This is a genomic window from Halosolutus gelatinilyticus, from assembly GCF_023028105.1.
GTDB lineage: Archaea > Halobacteriota > Halobacteria > Halobacteriales > Natrialbaceae > Halosolutus > Halosolutus gelatinilyticus.
Genome location: NZ_CP095491.1, coordinates 1,996,576 through 2,015,750, shown reverse-complemented (window position 1 = coordinate 2,015,750; position 19,175 = coordinate 1,996,576). Strand labels below are relative to the sequence as shown.

Genomic DNA, 19,175 nt, shown 5'->3' with positions numbered 1-19,175 from the left:
TCTGAAGGCTGGCTGGTTACGCGTTACCGTCAACTGGTAAACCGACCAACGAGCTCGTCGATATTTTCACTGCGGAAATGCTCGGTCAACTGAAGAGCTCGCGGATCAGATGGGTATATTTCACCGCGGCCATACCGGTTGAACGCCGTATCGATAGCACGTCGGTAGGCTTTGTTCGTGGTGTAGGCTATAATTTGGTCAAATTGCTCACCGTACCGGTTCAGGTAACGAGCAAGTCGGTTCGCAACAAGTTCAACTTGGTCGTCATCGGCAGTCGTCAATACATACTCGTAGCTCATCACCGGGTTAGCCTCTTCGAAGTCCTCAGGTACCGGCCCGTATAGCCCTGAGATGGACACCTTATGATATCGCTCACGGTAGTCCTCAAGACGGGAGAGGACAGCCTGATGTGTCCGTGACTTCGAATACGGCTTCTCCTGACTACAGGGTAGAATCAGTAGTACATCTGCCTCGCTCGGCGGCTGATACTCGTCGCGCTGGAGGATATCGAAGTCGTTTGGCCCGTGCTTCAACGAGATGGTCCGTTTCTTCCGTGTCGTGTCCTCGACTCCTTCGAGGAAGCTAGATAGCTTGGTCTGGAACGTCTCGTCATCCGGTCCGGCAACTAACCCTTCGTAACCGATGTCTGCAAGTTGTTCGCGGAGTTCTGGGTTGTGTAGCTGAGCCCGCTTCAGCGCTTTCTCTACGATATTCTTTCCCTGTGCGAAGTTAGCAACACGTTCGAGTAAATGCCCCTCGTCAATGGCATCACGAACTTGTTGCATCTGGCGGCTGTACAGTTCGAAGTTGTGATGAGCTATCTGTGCGTAGTATTCGCTCTTGAAATGAGTCCCGTGTTCGCCTTCGATGGGCTTGTTACTGACCTCGGATTCTAGCAAGGCGTGCCGCATATCGTCTAAGTGGATGTTCTGACAGGCCTGACAGTCACAGGGCCAATCATCCCAGTCATCAATCTGATCAAGACTAATCCGTTGCCAGGTGTTGGGGTGGATGAACTTCTTGTTCCGGGCTGCGTACTGATAGCTTCTCGAATCGAACGTATCTACCCCGAGGAGAGATAGTAGAGGACAGAGCCTTCCACTTATGCCGAAGACGTGGAATGCGATTTCGTCGTAACGGTCCTCGGGTATCGCGTCTCTTGCCCCTTGAACGATATCGACCAAGGTATCTGGAGAGCTGCTGAGGGGAACAAGTGAACCCAGGGCGAACCCCTCGAAGGCCTCATCAAGTTCATCGGCGCGGTCCAGAAATTGACTGACATACCAGTTGACATCCTCGTAGTTGTGGCCGTGTATGGCCACATACATAGACGGCGTCTCCTCCAGCTCGCGTTCGTCGAGCAACCGGAGAGTTTCAACCGCGTTATCGATACTCTTCTCCATCCGTTCAGTGGTTTCTTCCTTATTCAGGTTCTGTGGAATCGGAAAGTCCAACGTGGCAATGATATCCGCGCCGTAGTCAAGCTGCAAGTCCAAGATGCTCTCTGGATTCGTGTAGATATCCCAGTCGTTCTCACTACCGCCTTCGCCAGGCGTTTGTCCGAACTTCGTCGAGTTCATCAGCTTAAATCCGCCCGAGTCGATGAATAGCGGCTGATCAAACCCGGGTTCAACGTCACTCTCCTCGAAATGCTGTTTGAGCGGCTTCTCACGCCACTCCTCCAAATTCTCGGGGGTGAGATTGTAGTCGAGAAACGACATCGCTTGAAACATAATCCCCTGGACGCTGTCGCTCTCGAAGAGGTGGCGACGGGTATACCGCCAGATACCACCGGATTCTGTTGTCGTCCCTCCGATCAAATTTACTACAGGTAGAAGCTCGGGCGTCTGGATATAGCCGGCGGGCGTGTCTATTTCGCCTCGGCGGCCGTATGAAGCCTTTCCAAGAGTCCTGAATGCCGACATCAAATGACCTGTGTAGTAACTCTATCGTTGCCCTCAATTAACTTCTCGTTCTCAAAATCATCATATCTCCAACCCATTCCCGGAGTCACTATAACTTTCGGCGAGTGGTTCAAAGTTAAGTATGCCACAAATAATACCACAGTATGGCTCAAAACCTATCTGGAGAGTATTCCCCCACATCAGAGGATATCTCCGAGGCTGAGAGAACCTTACACGTCGGACGTGACCGGCCGATTCGTTTGAGTACAGGGCACCGGATTCTACACCATGACGGCAAGTGCAGCCGTCCCCATGGGCATAACTACAAAATCAGCGTCTCGATAACTGGCACCCTGACCAGCGAAGGGTGGGTCATCGATAAGGGAGACGTCACTTCTGTATTATCCGAGTGGGATCACCGATTTCTCGTGGAGAAGGGCGATCCACTGATTGAGGCTTTTGAGGCCAGCGGCGACGGCGATGCCCTAATCGTGCTCAACCAGCCCCCGACAGCCGAAGTGATGGGGATCGTTCTTGAACGACGGCTGAAGGAAACATTGCCGGAAACGGTCAGTAATGTTGAAGTTGAGGTTCGAGAGACCGGTGAGCTCGCTGCCGGAGGAGCTCTATAGAGCAATGCCGGTGAATTCAGATGTTCCAACGGTTGAGAAGGGTTCTCTTGGCGCAGAGACGAAGGACGGACTACCAGTGAATGAACTGTTTTACTCGTTACAAGGGGAAGGGAAGATCGCCGGAATGCCGAGCGTGTTTGTCCGGACGAGTGGTTGCAATCTCCGGTGCTGGTTCTGTGACTCGTTCCACACCAGCTGGGAGCCGACCCACGCCTGGCTCGATGTCGATGCTGTCATCGACCGTGTCACCGATTATAAGAAAGCAAACCACGTCGTCGTGACCGGCGGTGAACCATTGCTCCACGACGAGACGACCAATCTGTTAGACCGCCTTAGCGATGCTGGCTACCATACTACCGTCGAAACCAACGGTACAATCTATCACGATACTTCTATCGATCTAGTGAGTATCAGCCCCAAACTGGCGAGCAGTACTCCGACTGCAGCAAAGGACCCGCAGGGAAATGGGGAATGGGCCGCCCGACACGATGATCGACGGATCGACATAGACACTCTCTGCAAGTTGGTGGAGGCCTATGATTTCCAGCTAAAATTTGTAGTTACAGATAGAGAAGATATACCCGAGATCAACCGGTTAGTTGACCGGCTCCGGGACGCTGCAGATGCGGTGATCCGAGATTCAGATATTTTGTTGATGCCGGAGGGTTCGACACGTGAACGACTGTCGAAAACCCGTGAACTGGCTGCGGAGGTAGCGTTGGAGCACGGATATCAATACACGCCCCGACTTCACGTTGACCTCTGGAACGACGCACCCGAAACATAGCATCAAGTTATACAGCCATGACGACTACTCAAGCAGATAACACGGATAGCGCGGTTGTCCTTGTATCGGGCGGGATGGATAGTGCGACTGCAGCTTTTGAGGCGAAGCACAGGGGATATGACTTGTACTTCCTCCACACGACCTACGGCCAACAAACAGCGGACAAAGAGTCAGAGTGCGCCCGAGCATTGGCCGACTATATGGATGTCGCGGACTTCCTTCACATCGAAACAGACCACTTAGCTCGGATCGGTGCTTCCAGCCTTACTGACGAGAACATCGATGTGGAAGAAGTCGATCTCGATAGCGATGAGATACCGTCAAGCTACGTTCCGTTCCGGAACTCGAACCTGCTATCAATGGCCACGTCGTACGCTGAAGCAAACGACTGTGGGGCCATCTTTATTGGTGCACACAGCGAGGACTACTCTGGTTACCCGGATTGCCGCCCGGAATTCTTTGATGCGTTCCAACAGGTCATAGATATCGGGACGAAGCCAGAGACGTCAATCGATTTGGTGGCACCGTTCGTGGATTGGACGAAAACAGAGATTGCGGAGCGTGGTCTAGATCTCGATGTTCCGTACGAGCTTACGTGGAGCTGTTACCGCAATGAGGAACCAGCCTGTGGTACTTGCGATGCATGTGCCTACCGACTCAAAGCATTCCAAGACGTAGGAATGAAGGATCCGATTAGATATCGAGAGCGCCCTAGCTACAGTGACTGATAAGACGTGGGGCCAATAGAGGGACAAACGATTCTTGTTGGTGTGTCCTAATACTCACATTATGGGCGAGTTTGCGGACGAAGTCGTTCATCGGTTGAAGGACCACTTAGAACAGTTCTGCTCATCTTATGCTTGGGAAACGGAGTACCCTATTGCACAAACACCGATTGACATAGCAGGAATCGATGGTGATCGATACGTTTTAATCGAACTCGAATGGCGTCGAGCTGACCCGGCGGACAATGCCGCGAAGATTTTTCGCCACCTCAGTACGAGAGAGATCGCAGCTGACCAAGTTAGAATTTTGCAGTTATTTACCAACCATTACAATCTCAGCTCTGGCGGTATCTCGTCCAAGCGAAAGAACGCGGAGTTCGTAGGAGAAACTGCAGCGGAGTTACTGGAGCATCTCACCTACCACCCAATTGATTTTGAAATAGATCCGCCTAAATCAGGAGAAGATCGACCTCCGCAATGGGAAGACGTCACAGATTCGACAGCTGAGAAGCTCGCATCCGTAATTGACCACCCTTGATCTACAGGTATTCTCTTCACCGTTGTCGCTGTTCTCCGGGGTTTCAAAGTCCTAGCTCTGTATCTAAGTATGCGCTAACGCTTCCGTACTCATTCTCCATGATTTCACAGAGCTCCCGGTTGACCGTCAGACCACTGTGAGTGATATTTGCAGATCCTACGTACACTAGTTCGGGACCCACGACGGCTTTCGCATGTAGATCATCTACGGTAGTCATTGAGGTATTTCCCATACGGGAGACGAGAGAGCGCATGTAGTCGTTGTGTTGTTCGCCAGTGCGAACGTAGAAATCAACATCCGTCTTCAACTCTCTAATCGCCGCGGACAGGGAAAGTCGGCGGCTCGACAATTCATCGGTGAGTGGAAAGCGCAGTTCCACATCGCTGAGCCATGGCGAACATATCGCCACACGTTGGGCGTGAACGAGAGAGTACCCGATAAAGTACGATAGCCCACTAGAGGGTAAAGAAAACGCTCGTACCATCGATCTCACCTCCTGGAAGCATCTCTCGCTCGATCATTTGCGACGCGGCATCTTCGGAGGGAACTCTTTCGATCAGCATCTCTCGGAGACGTTCAAGCAAGACGTAGCTCAAGCTCTCCGACTGGTCGTGTGCCGATATGCACTCCGCTAAGTGTAGATTCTCGACACAACCGTCAATATCCGGAGAGAAAAACAGGGATTTCACCCGATCAAAGTCTCCAATGTCGTGTGGCATTTTTCTGACCGCATCAGCAGGGAATTCATTGTTGCCCGCTACCTGCTCTTTTGAGACGGTCTGTTTGATTAGGTATGCCGTTTGGGTCGAGATGCCTTCCTCACTCGAAAGCTGCCTAGCTCGATCAATCGAGGAGAGTACTTCATCCACGATCAGATCGACGATATCGGGGAAGATCGGAGTTTCATCCATACCACGGACGACTTCTCGAACAGTGTGTTCATCTGGGTCTTCCGGTATTCGTTCCACGAAATCCTCCGACGCCCAAAGCCTCTCGTTGATGACCTGTGGATTATAGCAGATATGGGTCAGCGCATTTAGTGCCGTACCCGGATCGGTCTGGAGGTCTTCGTAAACCAAATCAACGATACCTTGGCCACCCTGAGACCGCTCAAACACATATACCTCGTCGGCTTCGTGATCAATCCCGTAGAAGAGCATACTTGGATTGACTCCGCCAATATCGGCGACTAACTGAGTGAAACAGTGTGCCGCTGTATGCCGAGCCACCTCGTTGAGTGATAACTCATTCAGCGACTTGTAGCGACGTACTCGTTTCTTAGTCTCTTCGTCAATGTCGGACACGAAGTTGCTTAGGTCGAAAATCAACCCTCGGGTATCGAGCGAGAAACCCAAGGGCCGATTTCCGGTCGTAATCTCCTGAGAAATCCGATCCTCGCCGGTAAATATGAACTCGTTTTCTTCACCAACGGGTCGTGCCGGTGTGATTTCGAGAGATACTCCCGTGAGAGTCACTTTACCGGTAATGTCAGCGAGGCTTGCTCTCCCCCGTGTCGCTTCCTCTTGACGCCCTTCAAGTTTAGTCTCAACTTCCGGATTAGAATGAATTTTTCCGAACGCTCTATCGTTATGTCGTAAGCACCGATCCTCTTTTAGAATCCGGAAACACTCGGGACAGTACCTGACGATATTCAGAGCGCGACCGCCGCTGAGATCTTCTATATCGTCAAGAGTGATAGAGTCCGGAGTAATCATACCGTCGCGGCGGTCACCGGGGACGTCCTCAAAGGAGAATCTGACCCCGTCATCATCAGTAATGGTTTCGGGTAGGTAGGCTTGTAAATGACCTGCCTCTTGTTGATACTCGCTACGGTACGGAGCATATGTCTGAACGAGTTTGTCTATAGACTGTTCGTCGCCACTCTCATCGTCCTCCCCATAGAACACCGTGAAGTACTTCCCAGCGTCTTGGAAGTAGTTCGGGGGAACGTACCAGACGGTGCCTTCAAGCGAACGTCCGTCAACTTTCAGGAACCGGTCATAATAATACGACCCTCGAAGGAGATGCTTGACGTAGTACAGGCTCTTATCGTTCTGTTCAATAGAGTTGTATTCGTCGAGCTGAGTCAGCGTCTGTCTGAGATAGTAGATCTGTTTACGCTTCGTTGCCGTCTTGTCGAGCTCCTCGCTTTTAATCGCGCGGCTGGCTGTATCAACGCGGTCAACCATCTGATCAACGGAGGTCGGCAGTTCTGGAAGGGTGACAGACTCGTGTTCTCGGTCAACGACACGCCGGAGTCTCTCGACGTCACTCGTTATCCCGTAGAGATCAGGGATAAGATCGTCTAATGCCTCGATTTGTTCAGTAGGCGGAGTTTCAGCGAGATCTGTGACAGAGGTTCGGAGCTCTTCTAAGGTTGATTCCAAGGCATCGAGCTGTGATTTGACCTTCTCTTCGGTAGTGACATCGGAATCTTCGATCTCGTCGATTAGCGCTTGTCGCTGGCTACAGAATTCCAAGAAATCGGTCCTAATCTCTGAAACTAGAGACCGGGCCAAGTCTTCTCTTTGCATGGCCTGCCCAACCTGATCCTCGATGAGATCCGAGATCTCGGGCTGTGTCACGTCCTCCCGAAGCTCGGACAGAAGCTGATCTACAGTCTCAACTGGCTCCTCTCCATGTAATGCAGGGAGCTGACTCTCAGCCACGTCAATTCCGAACTCTCGGCGCAATACCGCTGCAGGTTCCGTGATGAACTCGTAGTACTGTTTGTAGCCCAGCTCTGAACAGAGGAATCGTTCGAGGAATTCTTCCTTCCGGTCAATTGACCCAGAGAACCACTCTTTCGAGACAGCTGTTGATGTTTCGTAGAACTTCTCGAACTGGTCGTGGATCCAGGCAATCACGTGATTGTCCGTCTTCAATGGCGTTCGAATTTCAGACCCGAGGAAACGGTCGGCACGATAGAACATATTCGCGTCCTGAGTGAGATCCGAGAGGAACACGACAATGTGTGAGTCGGTGTCTTCCTTCCGTGCTGCTCGTCCCGCACGCTGAATGAATGACGACAGATCCCACGGCGTCCGATACTGCGTGACGATAGTGATTTCACCGACGTCGATCCCAACTTCAAGGAAGCTCGTCGAGAGCAGCAGGTCGCTCTCGGCTGTAGCAGCCGCGTCGAATCCAGCGTCTGAGTAGACAGATTCGAAGTGGAGTGAAGATTCGATGAACTCGCAGTCCATCTCTTTAGCTACCCGATCCCAGTTAGAGTAATCTCTTCCAGTTCTGTGGTACCGCCAGAGTTCGTTTGCTCGATCAGCGTCCTCCAGTTGCGCCCTCTTTTGGTTCACTTGGCTTATACTGTCGATGAATGAGAGGATTTTCCCGCGCTCACCGGTCTCGCTGTTCAAGAGGCTATGTCCAAGCAACATCAACTGCTGGATGGCCATCGATGAGACTCCAGGGCCTTCCTCCGACGTTTTGAGGAAGTAGTAGTGCTCCTTGTCCTCGTGGTCCGTTCGGAAATCTGAGTCAGGTGGTGCAACTGATTCAACTCGTCCACTTGGAACGGGAAAGAGATCAGTAGCGAACCGCTGTGGATCATCGACCGTCGCGCTTGAGCCTAGCCAGAGCAGCGAATGGTCTGTTATCGCCTCGATATTTTGTGCTATATTTGCGGTATGTGCTCCTCTGAGCCCGGTGTACAGGTGTACTTCGTCGAATACAATCGTATCGGCCCGATCAATGATGTTGTAGTTCGGTTTGAGTGAGAACAGCTCCAGGGATTCTAACGTCGTCAGAAGAATGTCAGGTCCAGGCTGATTTTTGATATCAGTCCGATTAAGCAGGATCTCCCGGTCAGAGAAGGAGTGTGCATCATTGTTCTCGCAAACCAGTCGGTAAGTTGAACTTCCTCCTTGGTAGGTGAATGAGTGAGTTCCGTCGTCTCCGCACCAGCAATCTGCGAGCTTGAATCGACGCGTACCATGCTGATTAGCGAAAAACGCGCCTTCTCTTTCAACCTCTGATGACGTATACGGCGTGTTACCGGTCCAGACCCCAACAGAAAGGCTAGTATCGTGCTCCGTTCTAAGTTTGTACAGATGTTCTAGAATCCGTCCGAGTTGGTCCTGTAAGAGTGCCCGACTCGGATAGACGACGATTGCCAAGTCCTGTTGATCCTCTGCTAATAGCTGATAGAGTGGGCCGAGGAACGCTTCTGTCTTTCCAAAGCCAGTGGGTGCCGAGAAGATCGCGCCACGAGAGTTGTTGGATGACCGTCGATCCGCATCGAGGTCGCGGATCAGCTGCCAGCTTTCGACCTGAAAGTCGAGTGGCTTGAAATCGAAGAGTTCGATGATATCAGCAACGAACTGATCGTCACCAGTGTATTTACTCGTGGCTCGTCGATCCTGTGGCCTCTGTGTGTACTTGACAGCATCCGTGATGTGGGGAGGATTGTCTTGATCAGCATCAAATATCTGGGTGTTTGAGAGAAAACCGCGAATCAGTGGTCGGATATCACCAGGGATTCGTGAGGCATTCGAGTTCCGATCAAAGTACTTCATGTAGTCGATTTGTTGGAGATGGACACGATGCCGCAATCAATCTTTCCACAAGAGGCGATTACGAGAGAGTCACTTCGAGATATTCTGCGAGATCCGACTCATAGAGACGAGTGAGCTCCTCTTCCGAGAGCGCTGCCAACGTTAGCCGTTCGTCGTCTAATAACCGGTCAACGAGATCATCAAGCGGTGTATCCCGGTATGGGCCAAACAGAGCGTCCTTTGCCTCCTCTAGTGATTGACGCATGAAGTGACCGTACTCTCTGGCCTCCTCTTTCCGCTGGTTGATTTGACCCCCCTCAATCTGTGCCTCCCAGTTCCAGTTATCGAGGAGGGTATCGAGCGCATCTAACTTGTCTTGGTCTACCCGCTCAACCCGCTGGTTCAACCGAATCATGCCTCGGACAGTGTTGTGGACGTCGATTCTCGCTTGGTGAACGAAGTTGTTGACCTCCCTCCGTTGAGCTTCGACAGCTTCGCGGGTCTCGGGAAGTTGTTCTGCGAGAGCATCGTAATCGTCCTGTTCTAACAGAGATCGAGCCTCTTCGACCGCGTGTTTCGCCTCAGAGTCTATCTTAACTTCAGTCCGGAAGAAGGCTTCAGCAAGAACTCGTTCGAGAATTGTTTCCTCCATCGTTTCTGCGAGCTCGTCTAGTTCTGATTCCAGGCCTTGTCGCCGGTGCTGTTCGTAAATCGTCTTTAGCTGTTCCTGAAACGTACTGGAATTAGCTGACATAGTGATCGCTCACCTCCTTGAACCGCTCACCGAGACCTCCCCTGTGTCCACCGTTACTGCTCGCACCATCGATCGGAACAGAACGGAACCGTTTCACGACTGGTGTAGCTGCCAACTTCAGAGAGATCAGTGCTGCCTGAATCTGATCTTGGGTGTTTTCCATACGGAGAGTATCAGCAGTATCAGCGGCCTCAACAGCCATATCGATGTCTGCCTGAGAGAAATCAACAAACTTCGCCAGCTCCTGTTGGAGATCTGGATTCACGTTATCATAGGTTCTGAGATTAGACACGAGTTCGGAAACTCGGGTCATATTGAGCGTGGAGAATTCCGAGTTGATTTCCTCTATCAGTTCACGGTCGTAGCCGTGGTCCGCTACCTCTTCGAGAGCTTGGCGTACGTCGTACATCGTATCCGCAATCGACCGGACATAAGCCTCCTGTCCGAATCGAACGCGGCTATCTATCTCTGCGATGTATTGCCGACCGAGCATGTCGAGAACCTCGTACGACGGGTTCCGACCCAGCCGTCTCCGGATCTTCGGAACGTCTAGACTCCCCCCGGAGACGCCCAGTAGTTTTCCCACCATAGCTTCGATGTGATCGGCGGAGTCCATCGCTGTCTTGATGTGATCGTACTCTTCCTGCGAGAGGATCTCAGTAATCTGTTCTTCGAGATGCAGATCAACCGAGAAAGCGTCGTCCTCACTGAAGCGTTCATTAATCACGGTCGCATCGATGTTGCGCCACGGAGAGTCAAGCATCACCAGATGAACGTATGTAGCTAAGACGAAGTCCGTGAAGTCATAATCTGCACTCCCTTTGTAGAACACCTTCTCCCCGTTAAGATATTCCTCAATCAGCATTTGACGCCACTGTAGGGCGTAGTACATCAACTGAGTCCCGCACTCTGTGAGAAGCGAATCAACGTCAGCACTCCGCGGTTCCTCTACCCGGCGGATTCCGTATTTGAGTATCTTCCGGAGGTCAGATCTTCTGAAGTCACGTCTGTCAAGCAGAATCTGATCTATTTCTGGTGAGTCATCACTCTCAACGTAGACGAACGGATCCTTCTGACTGCTAAGTCGATATTCGAGTTTGGTCCCTTCGTAAAGTTTGAACCCGTCGGTGAGATGTTCGATAGCATCCCTGAGCCCCTGTCGGATGAAGCGGTTTGTCTTAGCGTATTCTTCTGGATTTTCGAGCCAAGAATCCACTAAGCCGTTGTGTTTCTCGATTAGCTTCTCGACACGACTCTTCTCCGGTGTCGTTGTTTGGTCGGTACTAGACGACTCCTCGTCGTCTTCTTCCGTCTGTGCGCTCTGTATTTCCGGCTCAGAGGGGGAAACCCCCGCACTGGGAATGATGATACCGTCATCGGTTACATCGACAACGGCAGGGGCCCCGTCTTCTAGAAGGTGGAACGCTTCCGCAAAGCGCCGATCAACCGTGATTTGATCATCTTCAACGCTACCGTACCATTTCGCTAAGTCCGCAAACTCTTCGGCCTCTTCGTACACTTCGTCTGCCGCGGATACGGTATTCCGAAGCCGTCGGAGGGAGCTTGCGCTTGAGGGTGCTTTGGCATGACCCTCATACCACTCTTCCAGAACTTCGAAGATCTCCATAATATACTCCCGCGGTGACTGCTGACTTTCGTCTAAGCCCGTGTAGATTCGGCGAAGGAAGGCCTGGTTAAACGGGAACAGGTCACGGAACGCTTCGTCGCAGAAGCCACACTCTGCACAGAGAGATCCGTCCGGTGCGGGCAGCAGTTCGAAGTCGCCATTCTCTCTATCGTATCGAACGCTATCGTCGTGGGCTTTGATGTAGCCGAGATATGGACGGGCGAAGTCAACAGCAGACGACTCGTCGAGGAATAGAACGTTCTTCGAGTGTCCCTTGTTTGTTTGGAAGAATTCGAATCGATCCTCGGCCGTTCGCGTATGGAGCACTTCCGTCGAGTCTCGCGTTCCCGCGACGACGAAGTCCCAGTTGTCATCTGGTTTATCTCGCTCCATGTAGTTACGGAGCCGCTCGGCCTCCATAGAGGCTATAGCGAAGTCCTCGAAAACGATTACTGGCCGGGTATCCTCGAACTGACTGCCGACGTATTCGAGCACGTCATCTAACGACGCGGTGTCGTACCTGTCGCGGATCTCGCGCCACAACTCCTTATTAAAGGATTCGACCGCCTCATCAGCAGCGACGTGATCGGGGAAGACGCGGAGTTCCTCTTGTTGTTTGTACTCGCCCTCAGTAATGAATTTGATCTCACGAGCGTACTCCCCGCGTTCAACGAGGAGCTGTAGCTTTTCCTGGATGAAATCCCGAATGGCCTCCTCGTCTTCCCTTGTATGGGTAGTCTCGTAGCCCTGTCTACCCAGGTTCAGTAGTGCACCTGAAGTAGCGTTGTTAGCGACAGTCTGGGGGTTGTTCGTGATATCGTCCCTGAGCTGTTTGAATTCAGACGCTCCTGGGAGAGGTTCCTCAAAGTGCTCCTGATAGAACTCCGGAATACGTTCCGAGAGAATAGACATGAGATCGTCGTCCTTGTCGATGTGGAGGATGGGACGACCGTCGTCGTTCAACTGGTGGGAGAGATACGCACACAGTTCGGATTTACCCGTCCCTACTTCACCTTCGATGACGACAACGAAGTTTCCGAGTTCGTCCTCGGAAAAGAGCTGATAGACCCTCTCTTCACCCCACTTCTCAGTGTCTTCTGTGCTCGTCCCACGGAAAACTTCGATTCTACGGTGAGTGAAATCGAAGAGCTCTCGGTTTTCGGATCGTACTGCTGCGACCTTACTGAAGAGTTGTCTCAGGGTTCGTTCATCGATCTTCTGGAAATGTGGACACCACAGTGGCCCTCCCGGTATCTCTTCAGAAGAACTCATGCGATCACCTCGATTGAATTCGCGTCTTTCTCCATGCCGGACCGTCGTGGGGAGCGATCTAGCCGAACTACGCCAGCATCACCATATTCGACCAGCTTGATTTTCTCCTCCCGAATCAAGTTGTAGAGTGTACGGGCGAAGGGTGCGGGGACGTCCCGCTCACCAGTAAGATTGATCAGTAGAAGGTTCTCCCGAAGCCAGTCTATGTACTCTTGGATGGCGATCCGTCTCTCGTCACCAGTGGCGATTCGAAGGGATTCTAAAATCATCTCAGGGTCGGGATATACGACGTATTCGCGGCCGGTGGCTTTCTCGATTAATCCGAGGAAATCAGCTAGTCGGGTCCAGTTGACGAACTTGGGCTCGTTGAGTGTGATGGGGCCTTGTTGGGACCGAGGTCGGTATTCGCGCTGTTCGTGTTCCCATTTGTCTATAGCCTCATACAGAACTTGGTCACTCGCATGGAGGTGTTGAATGTCCTCCTGTAAGAGGTACTGGTAGTTGAGCAGAACGACCGATTGCTTCCCCCACTCACCCGGTGTCGCTTCTATCGCCAAGTTGTGGAGTGCAGTCATTCGGAAGTCAAGATCTCGATTACCCGTTTCCCAGGCAAATTCAGCCGTATAATAGTCGGGTTCCCGCCTCCCGATCATACCCAACTCCTGAAGCCCCCGAACTCCCTGGCTGCGCAGGTCTTCTGGAAGATCAGTGTCGTCAGCGATCTCTTCTTCAGTCGTATTACCCCGGTCTATTGAGTCATAGACCGTCCGTAGTGGGCCTGGAGTCTGAACCGTGTTGAGAATGTATCCTTCTGTCATAGTGCCTCCGTCGTGAGAAAGTCCTGGTATCTGGCGTCGATAGGATTGTCTTGGGGGTCAAGTTTGCTCGTGCTATCTCTCGCTTTCTGCATCGCAGGGCTCCGCCGGGCATAGGATGGGTCGAACACACTACCGTCCCGTGAGACGGCCCGGTTCAACTCACGAGCGATTGAGGTACTCGTCTGTCGATCCCACTCAATACGCCGCCGAAGCCATCGTCCCAATCCAGGAACCTCGTCTTCCGTATTCAGTGGTACGCTTCCGTATTCATCCGGCCGTGCAAAGATGTCGCTGAAAACACTATATAGGGGCAGGTAAGGAGCATCGGGAAGGACGTCAAACAACTGTTCTGCGCGGCTAATAGAGTCTCCTGCCACAAGCTCGTAGAGATTTGCATTGTCCTGAATGAACACGTTCTTAGTATCTATCAGAGGCATGCCCCAATCATACCTCCGATACTGTTGTTTGAATGCCTCGTAGAACGATTCGACGCTACCAATTCGTTCCGTGAACTGCTCCTGGTACAGTGGACGCTGTCCGCCGATGGGCGTGAATTGTGGAGAATCTGCGATCACTACGAGTGTGCCCTCTCTTGAGGTGAACCTATTGACTAAATGTTCGATGGAGTACGATGTCTCAGTTTCGTAGTGTTCATTTGTGATGACACAAAGGTCTGCGCCGTCCGGCAATTCCATATTACCAGTGACGTGGTATTCGTAATCGAGGTAGTCGTACTGCGACCCTCCCTGTGCGAGCTGACGCCACGATGTGGGGAATGTGAAGTGATCGATCCCGAGATACTGTAATGCAGGGAGAGTTCGGAGCATCCACCAGCGTGAGTTGCTGACGGGCTCGTGAGCGAACGCGACCTGATTACGAGTCAATTTGTCCAAGAGCGCTTCCGGTTTCATATGCTCTCCACCTCTGCTTCGTCTTTCCCGACGGTCGCTGCGAGCATCCGGCGATCCAAGAGATTTTTTTCGAGGTAGTACGCAGGAGTACGAGCCAGTAGGAGACACTCATCGCAGTAATCCACGCAACGGTCACAATCGGCGACCTCAACGACCCTGGCTTCCAAATCAGACAGGCTCTGCAGAACCTGCCACGTGACCCCGTTTCCTCCTTGGCGGCTGTCCACGATATGGACGTCAACCGTGTTCGCCGTGCGCATCGCCTTGACCCGGAAGTCGGAGCGGTCACACTCTGCGACTATTGCAATCGCTTTTTCCAATGCTTGTTGAAGACTGACGAGCGCCTGTGGCCAAGATTTCGTTTCGTGGGTCGTCCGTTCGTAGCGCTCTTCGAACGCGTCCCGCTCAAATTGGACCGTTACACCCTGAGTGTGATACTGCTGACCGACGGGTCGATAGACTTCCTCTTCTACGTCTTCCAGCATCTCCTCCCAGCTCTGGTCCTCCGTGGAAGAACTCGACTCGCGTTCGATTAGAGCCTCAGAGCGAAGGATAGTTTTGTCAGGACTGTTCGTGTGGCGGCGCTCGAAGGCATATACGAAGTCCGTGACCTCCTGCTGACCATAATTAACTTCTGCTGGCAGTCCGAATAGCTCGACGTCCTCAGTCTTCTGAGAAGCGTCGGTCTCCGAGACGTATGTTGACATAAGAGCACGGGTGCTATAGCCTCGCTGCCCGCCCATCGCCGTTTTGCACTCTACACTACTGATTCCGTGAACCTTCGTTTCCTCAAGTTCAGTTCCGCAGTGGGGGCATTCAGTCTCGCCCGGTGGATAACTCTGGAAGGGGCGGTCACATTCCTCGTTGTTGCATACCGAGATCTCGGTGAGGGGCGTCGAAGATCCACGAACGTCGTTGACGAGATATTTCGTTCCATGGAGTGTGGTCACTGCACCGTGATCGTTCTCCTCACCCGGGAACAGATCGTATAACCTCCCAGATGCCTCGAACTCGATACTCTCACGCCGGCCAGTGAATTTGACGGGGAAGTCTTGACCGAAGTTCCGGTAGTTCGCTAGATAGCCCAATCGATCCAGCCAGCGATCAAGCCGTCCGTTCTGTTCCGTGATGTTCTTGTTCGTGTCTGACGACCCTGACGCAGCGGTAAGCCGCGAGAACGTTTGTTCCGTCCGACGATCCATCGAGAGCGGGCCATCTGAATTAAAGACCTCATCGAGAATTTCGACGCCTCGTTGTCCGAAGATATCTCGAATATAGGAGCTCAGCGTATCCCACATCTCATCACGGATGAATCTCTGGAGAATGTCGAGGTTCTTTTCGACAGCACTAACGAAACTCCCCATATTCTCGTGTTTCGGCTCCGAGAGTGCGTACATCCGCTCGAAGACACCGGACTCGTGCGGATTCCTGGCTAAATAGGCAAAAACCTCAGTCACGACATGCCCGGCAAGTAGTTCGTCGAAGTCCTCCGGATCAGGTACCCGTACGGGTTCGAAATCGTTGAGGAAGCTATCGAGATTTGCGTAGTAGTGACCATCAACGGGATGATTCCCCCGGATAACGGTCATAACGAGTGAAGAGCTACCTCGGGATCGCCCCGTCCGCCCACTTCGCTGCACGTAGTTCGTCAAAGTCGGCGGGATTCCGACCTGCGCAACCGTATCGAGTGTACCAATATCGACCCCCAGCTCCATCGTGGGCGTCGCACTCACGATGTTGACATCCGGATCGTCTTTGCGGAACCCTTCCTCGATAGCGCCGCGGAGGGTGTGGGGGATGTTACTTTTGTGAATTCCGACAGTGATGAACTCTGGTTCGCCTCCGTTCGTAAGCGGGCGTGTCACGTCGTGGGCCCAGTGGTCAATAGCGTAGTCCCAGCCAGACTCAACCTGTGCGTAGCCGGGATCGGCAGTTAGTTCGCCGTCGGAACCCCGGGTGAACCGTCTATAGGTTTCCAGGCTCGCACCGCAGTTGTGACATACTTCGACACTTCTCCCATCACTCGCGGCTGGATACGCACTATAGCAGTCAGCACAGAACGCTGCAGTCTCGACAAGTTCCAGTGAAGAACTGTCTATACGCGGGATGCGGGTGAACACACCGCTTTCGGGAGGTTCAGACATAATACCCGCCGATTCGATTTGCTCACGCGCGGTTTCGATGTACTCCTGTACCTGTTTGCGCGGACCGTCATCGAGGTTCGCGTTTCTGACCGCGGTTTTCACTTCATCAAGTGGCTGCTCGGTTATGATACCGTCTTCCAAGAAGCTACTTAATAGACGATTCAGCCGTTCGTCGATCCAGTCCTCGGTGAATCGGGTCCGAGATTCCAGCCTGTCGATTAGCTTCTCTCGTGTCAGGCCATCGATTGAGACCTTCTTGTAGGTGAAGCTGGCTCCTTGGCCGAGTGTGAATAGCTTGTATATCTCGTGTGCGAGAACTAACTCCTCCGGATCGTCGAGGTCAGCGACGACATCGGCTGTGACTAGAGCACCATCCAACAAGCTCTCACAGTTGTGCAGCATCGCGTGGGACTCGATGTCGTCGAGCAACGAGCGGAGGAAATTATACGCCGTTCCGTCCTCGTCGATCTCGTTCTGAATGAGTGGTTCCCAGTATTCCTCTCGAAGCCGAGTCGAGACGGTATTGAAGAGTTCGTAGTTGTCTTGCTTTCCGCCAGCTTTGATTAACTCCTGCAGATACAGCGTTTCAGCCATCAGTCCGTACTCTGTATCGATGATCCGATCACCGACGCTCTCAGCGGAGCTATGTGAGTCAGAGAACACGAGGGTCTTTTTCGATGGCGTGTGCCGGCAGACCTCCGTTAGCATGTACGAGAGCAGAGACGATGTCGGAACACCCGCATCTGTGAGATTCACCCATTTTTCGCAACCAGGGCAAGATTCAACAGGAGATCCTACACTGATGGGCGCGAACTCCTCGTCACCGTTTCCGGGATCAATCTCAACATATGGTTCATGACAACGCCGGCAAAACTGCACTTCAGGGAGACGACGGTTACATTCGGGGCAACGGCTGTCGCGGAACACTTTCTCGCACTCTCGGCACCAGTACACCTTGTAAGGAGGTTTTAGGAAGACGTGATATTTCTCGGTCACGACGCCCGCGAGACGCCCGAATGCCATAACCGTCTCAATAACCCCTTCAGGGTCTTCGACGCCTTGGTTCCGAGCGCGAGTCAGCAACTGGTTGTAGGATTTGAAGCCAACGACGCCAGTGGTGTCAGTCTCGAACCACGTAGCAAACGCAGCGACTTCAGGGACGTTTGTCAGTACATATTCGTACCAGCCACTGTTGGTTCCGCTCTCGTCGATAACGGCCTCGACGAGTTCGTTCCGTCCCTTGACGGAGTTGAGTACTGACTCGATGTCATCAAATTCCGTTCTAGCCAGTGATAGGAGTCTCGTTTCGATAGCGTCAGTTGCCCACCCACCGATATTGGTCTCGATTTCAATTTTCTCGTCTGCTACAAGGCCGACTTCACGCGCCGTTGAGAGCGCATCTTCGAGGTCGTATTCTCTAAGATGGCTCGTCGGATCATCGATGTCCCCGACTGCGAGTGCCAGTACGTGAACAAGATCGGCGATGTCACAGGGAGAAAACCGTCCGAAATCAGGTTCACCAAGAGTCGGAAAGTCTCTTCCTGTGAACCCAATTGTGTTAATTTCGTCTTCGTCCGTCCCAGTCAACGAACTCGCCAGCTCTCGCGGGTTATCCACTGTGGCGGAGACCATCGAGATCTGGGGATCCCGGTCGTCGTAGAAGTGCTTGAGACGCCGGGAGAGAAGGGAAACTGCCGCACCTTGGATCCCGCTCCAAACGTGGGCCTCGTCGAAGACGATGTGTTCAACGGGATGTTCTCCGGGCGTATTTCCGAGTACATCCCGGGTTTCATCGTTGTCACTGATGAACATATAGTCGAGTGCCTCCGGGACGGTCAGCAGAATATCAACACCGCGCCGGATGCTATCGCGGGTAACCCGTATCCAGGGGTACTGGTTATCGTCCGTCCCCACGTTCGTTTCGCCCAGCACTCGGAGTTTGTCATCCGGGTTCCGTGGATCCTCAAGCCCACGGATGTAGGACCCCGGTTCGACTTCGTGGTCTCGTGTACCGACGCGGGTAGGCGTGTCGCCGTCCCAGATACCGATTGTGATCCGTTCGTCGGAGTTTCGATAGCGATTGATTTGGTCGAGATAGGCGATGAATCGATTTAATTGATCCACGCCCAGGGTTTTCATCGGATAGAGAATGATCGACTTCAGCCCGTCCTCCTGGGTCGAGAGGCAGTGATTTAGAATAGGGAAGAAGAAGGCTTCCGTCTTCCCGGTAGCCGTCGGTACGGCGAGGACGTTGTCGCGGTCCGTTGTCTCGATCTGCTCGATCATTTCGGCCTGATGCTGATACAGTGACCCCTCTTTGCCACCGAAGAGTTCCTCGTTGACAGCATCGATTATTTCGTCACGGTAGCCGAGGCCCTTAAGAAACTCCGACGCCGGCTGATCGTGGAACTCCGGAGCATCGACGAACTCGACGTATGGACCCTTCTGTTCGATCAGGTCGTTCTCGACGAACGACTGGGCATTCGTGATTCCGTTCACCTGGTTTAATTTCGTCATCCGGCGGTTCCACCAGGTGATTTCTGCAGCTCGGT

Annotated in this window: 11 protein-coding genes; 4 read left to right on the top strand and 7 right to left on the bottom strand. The window is 52.7% G+C overall.

Going from position 1 to position 19,175, the window contains the following annotated elements:
* Positions 1 to 29: 29 nt before the first annotated feature.
* Positions 30 to 1,925, bottom strand: a complete 1,896-nt coding sequence (locus MUH00_RS09890; protein WP_246998001.1) for a tRNA-guanine transglycosylase — start codon at positions 1,923 to 1,925, stop codon at positions 30 to 32.
* Positions 1,926 to 2,068: 143 nt separating this feature from the next.
* Here MUH00_RS09890 and MUH00_RS09885 point away from each other — a divergent pair, with 143 nt between their 5' ends.
* The 4 genes from MUH00_RS09885 to MUH00_RS09870 all read left to right on the top strand — a co-directional run bounded on the left by MUH00_RS09885 (position 2,069) and on the right by MUH00_RS09870 (position 4,586).
* The gene (locus tag MUH00_RS09885) at positions 2,069 to 2,536 is read left to right on the top strand and encodes a 6-pyruvoyl trahydropterin synthase family protein (protein ID WP_246997999.1); all 468 of its coding nucleotides are present in this window, start codon (positions 2,069 to 2,071) and stop codon (positions 2,534 to 2,536) included.
* 4 nt (positions 2,537 to 2,540) lie between these two features.
* Positions 2,541 to 3,323, top strand: coding sequence for a 7-carboxy-7-deazaguanine synthase QueE (locus tag MUH00_RS09880; protein ID WP_247003944.1), 783 nt, complete (start codon positions 2,541 to 2,543; stop codon positions 3,321 to 3,323).
* Between the two features lie 17 nt (positions 3,324 to 3,340).
* A complete protein-coding gene (queC, locus tag MUH00_RS09875; RefSeq protein WP_246997979.1) occupies positions 3,341 to 4,051 on the top strand; it encodes a 7-cyano-7-deazaguanine synthase QueC in 711 nt (236 codons plus the stop codon).
* 61 nt (positions 4,052 to 4,112) lie between these two features.
* A complete protein-coding gene (locus MUH00_RS09870) occupies positions 4,113 to 4,586 on the top strand; it encodes a PDDEXK family nuclease (RefSeq protein WP_246997977.1) in 474 nt (157 codons plus the stop codon).
* Between the two features lie 455 nt (positions 4,587 to 5,041).
* On the opposite strand, the gene MUH00_RS09865 is transcribed toward MUH00_RS09870, so the two are convergent.
* The 6 genes from MUH00_RS09865 to MUH00_RS09840 are packed head-to-tail and all read right to left on the bottom strand — an operon-like array spanning position 5,042 to position 19,140.
* Positions 5,042 to 9,118 (bottom strand): DEAD/DEAH box helicase, encoded by a 4,077-nt coding sequence (locus MUH00_RS09865; protein ID WP_246997975.1) that lies wholly within the window; start codon positions 9,116 to 9,118, stop codon positions 5,042 to 5,044.
* Positions 9,119 to 9,176: 58 nt separating this feature from the next.
* The gene (locus MUH00_RS09860; RefSeq protein WP_246997973.1) at positions 9,177 to 9,851 is read right to left on the bottom strand and encodes a hypothetical protein; all 675 of its coding nucleotides are present in this window, start codon (positions 9,849 to 9,851) and stop codon (positions 9,177 to 9,179) included.
* Positions 9,841 to 12,750 (bottom strand): ATP-binding protein, encoded by a 2,910-nt coding sequence (locus MUH00_RS09855; protein ID WP_246997971.1) that lies wholly within the window; start codon positions 12,748 to 12,750, stop codon positions 9,841 to 9,843. Before MUH00_RS09855 ends, MUH00_RS09860 begins: the two co-directional genes overlap by 11 nt.
* Complete coding sequence (locus MUH00_RS09850) at positions 12,747 to 13,568, bottom strand: hypothetical protein (RefSeq protein ID WP_246997969.1); 822 nt, start codon at positions 13,566 to 13,568, stop codon at positions 12,747 to 12,749. Before MUH00_RS09850 ends, MUH00_RS09855 begins: the two co-directional genes overlap by 4 nt.
* Positions 13,565 to 14,479: a hypothetical protein gene (locus MUH00_RS09845; RefSeq protein WP_246997967.1), complete on the bottom strand. Its 915-nt coding sequence runs from the start codon at positions 14,477 to 14,479 to the stop codon at positions 13,565 to 13,567. The genes MUH00_RS09850 and MUH00_RS09845 overlap by 4 nt, the downstream gene beginning before the upstream one ends.
* The gene (locus tag MUH00_RS09840; RefSeq protein WP_246997965.1) at positions 14,476 to 19,140 is read right to left on the bottom strand and encodes a DEAD/DEAH box helicase; all 4,665 of its coding nucleotides are present in this window, start codon (positions 19,138 to 19,140) and stop codon (positions 14,476 to 14,478) included. Before MUH00_RS09840 ends, MUH00_RS09845 begins: the two co-directional genes overlap by 4 nt.
* Positions 19,141 to 19,175 lie beyond the last annotated feature (35 nt).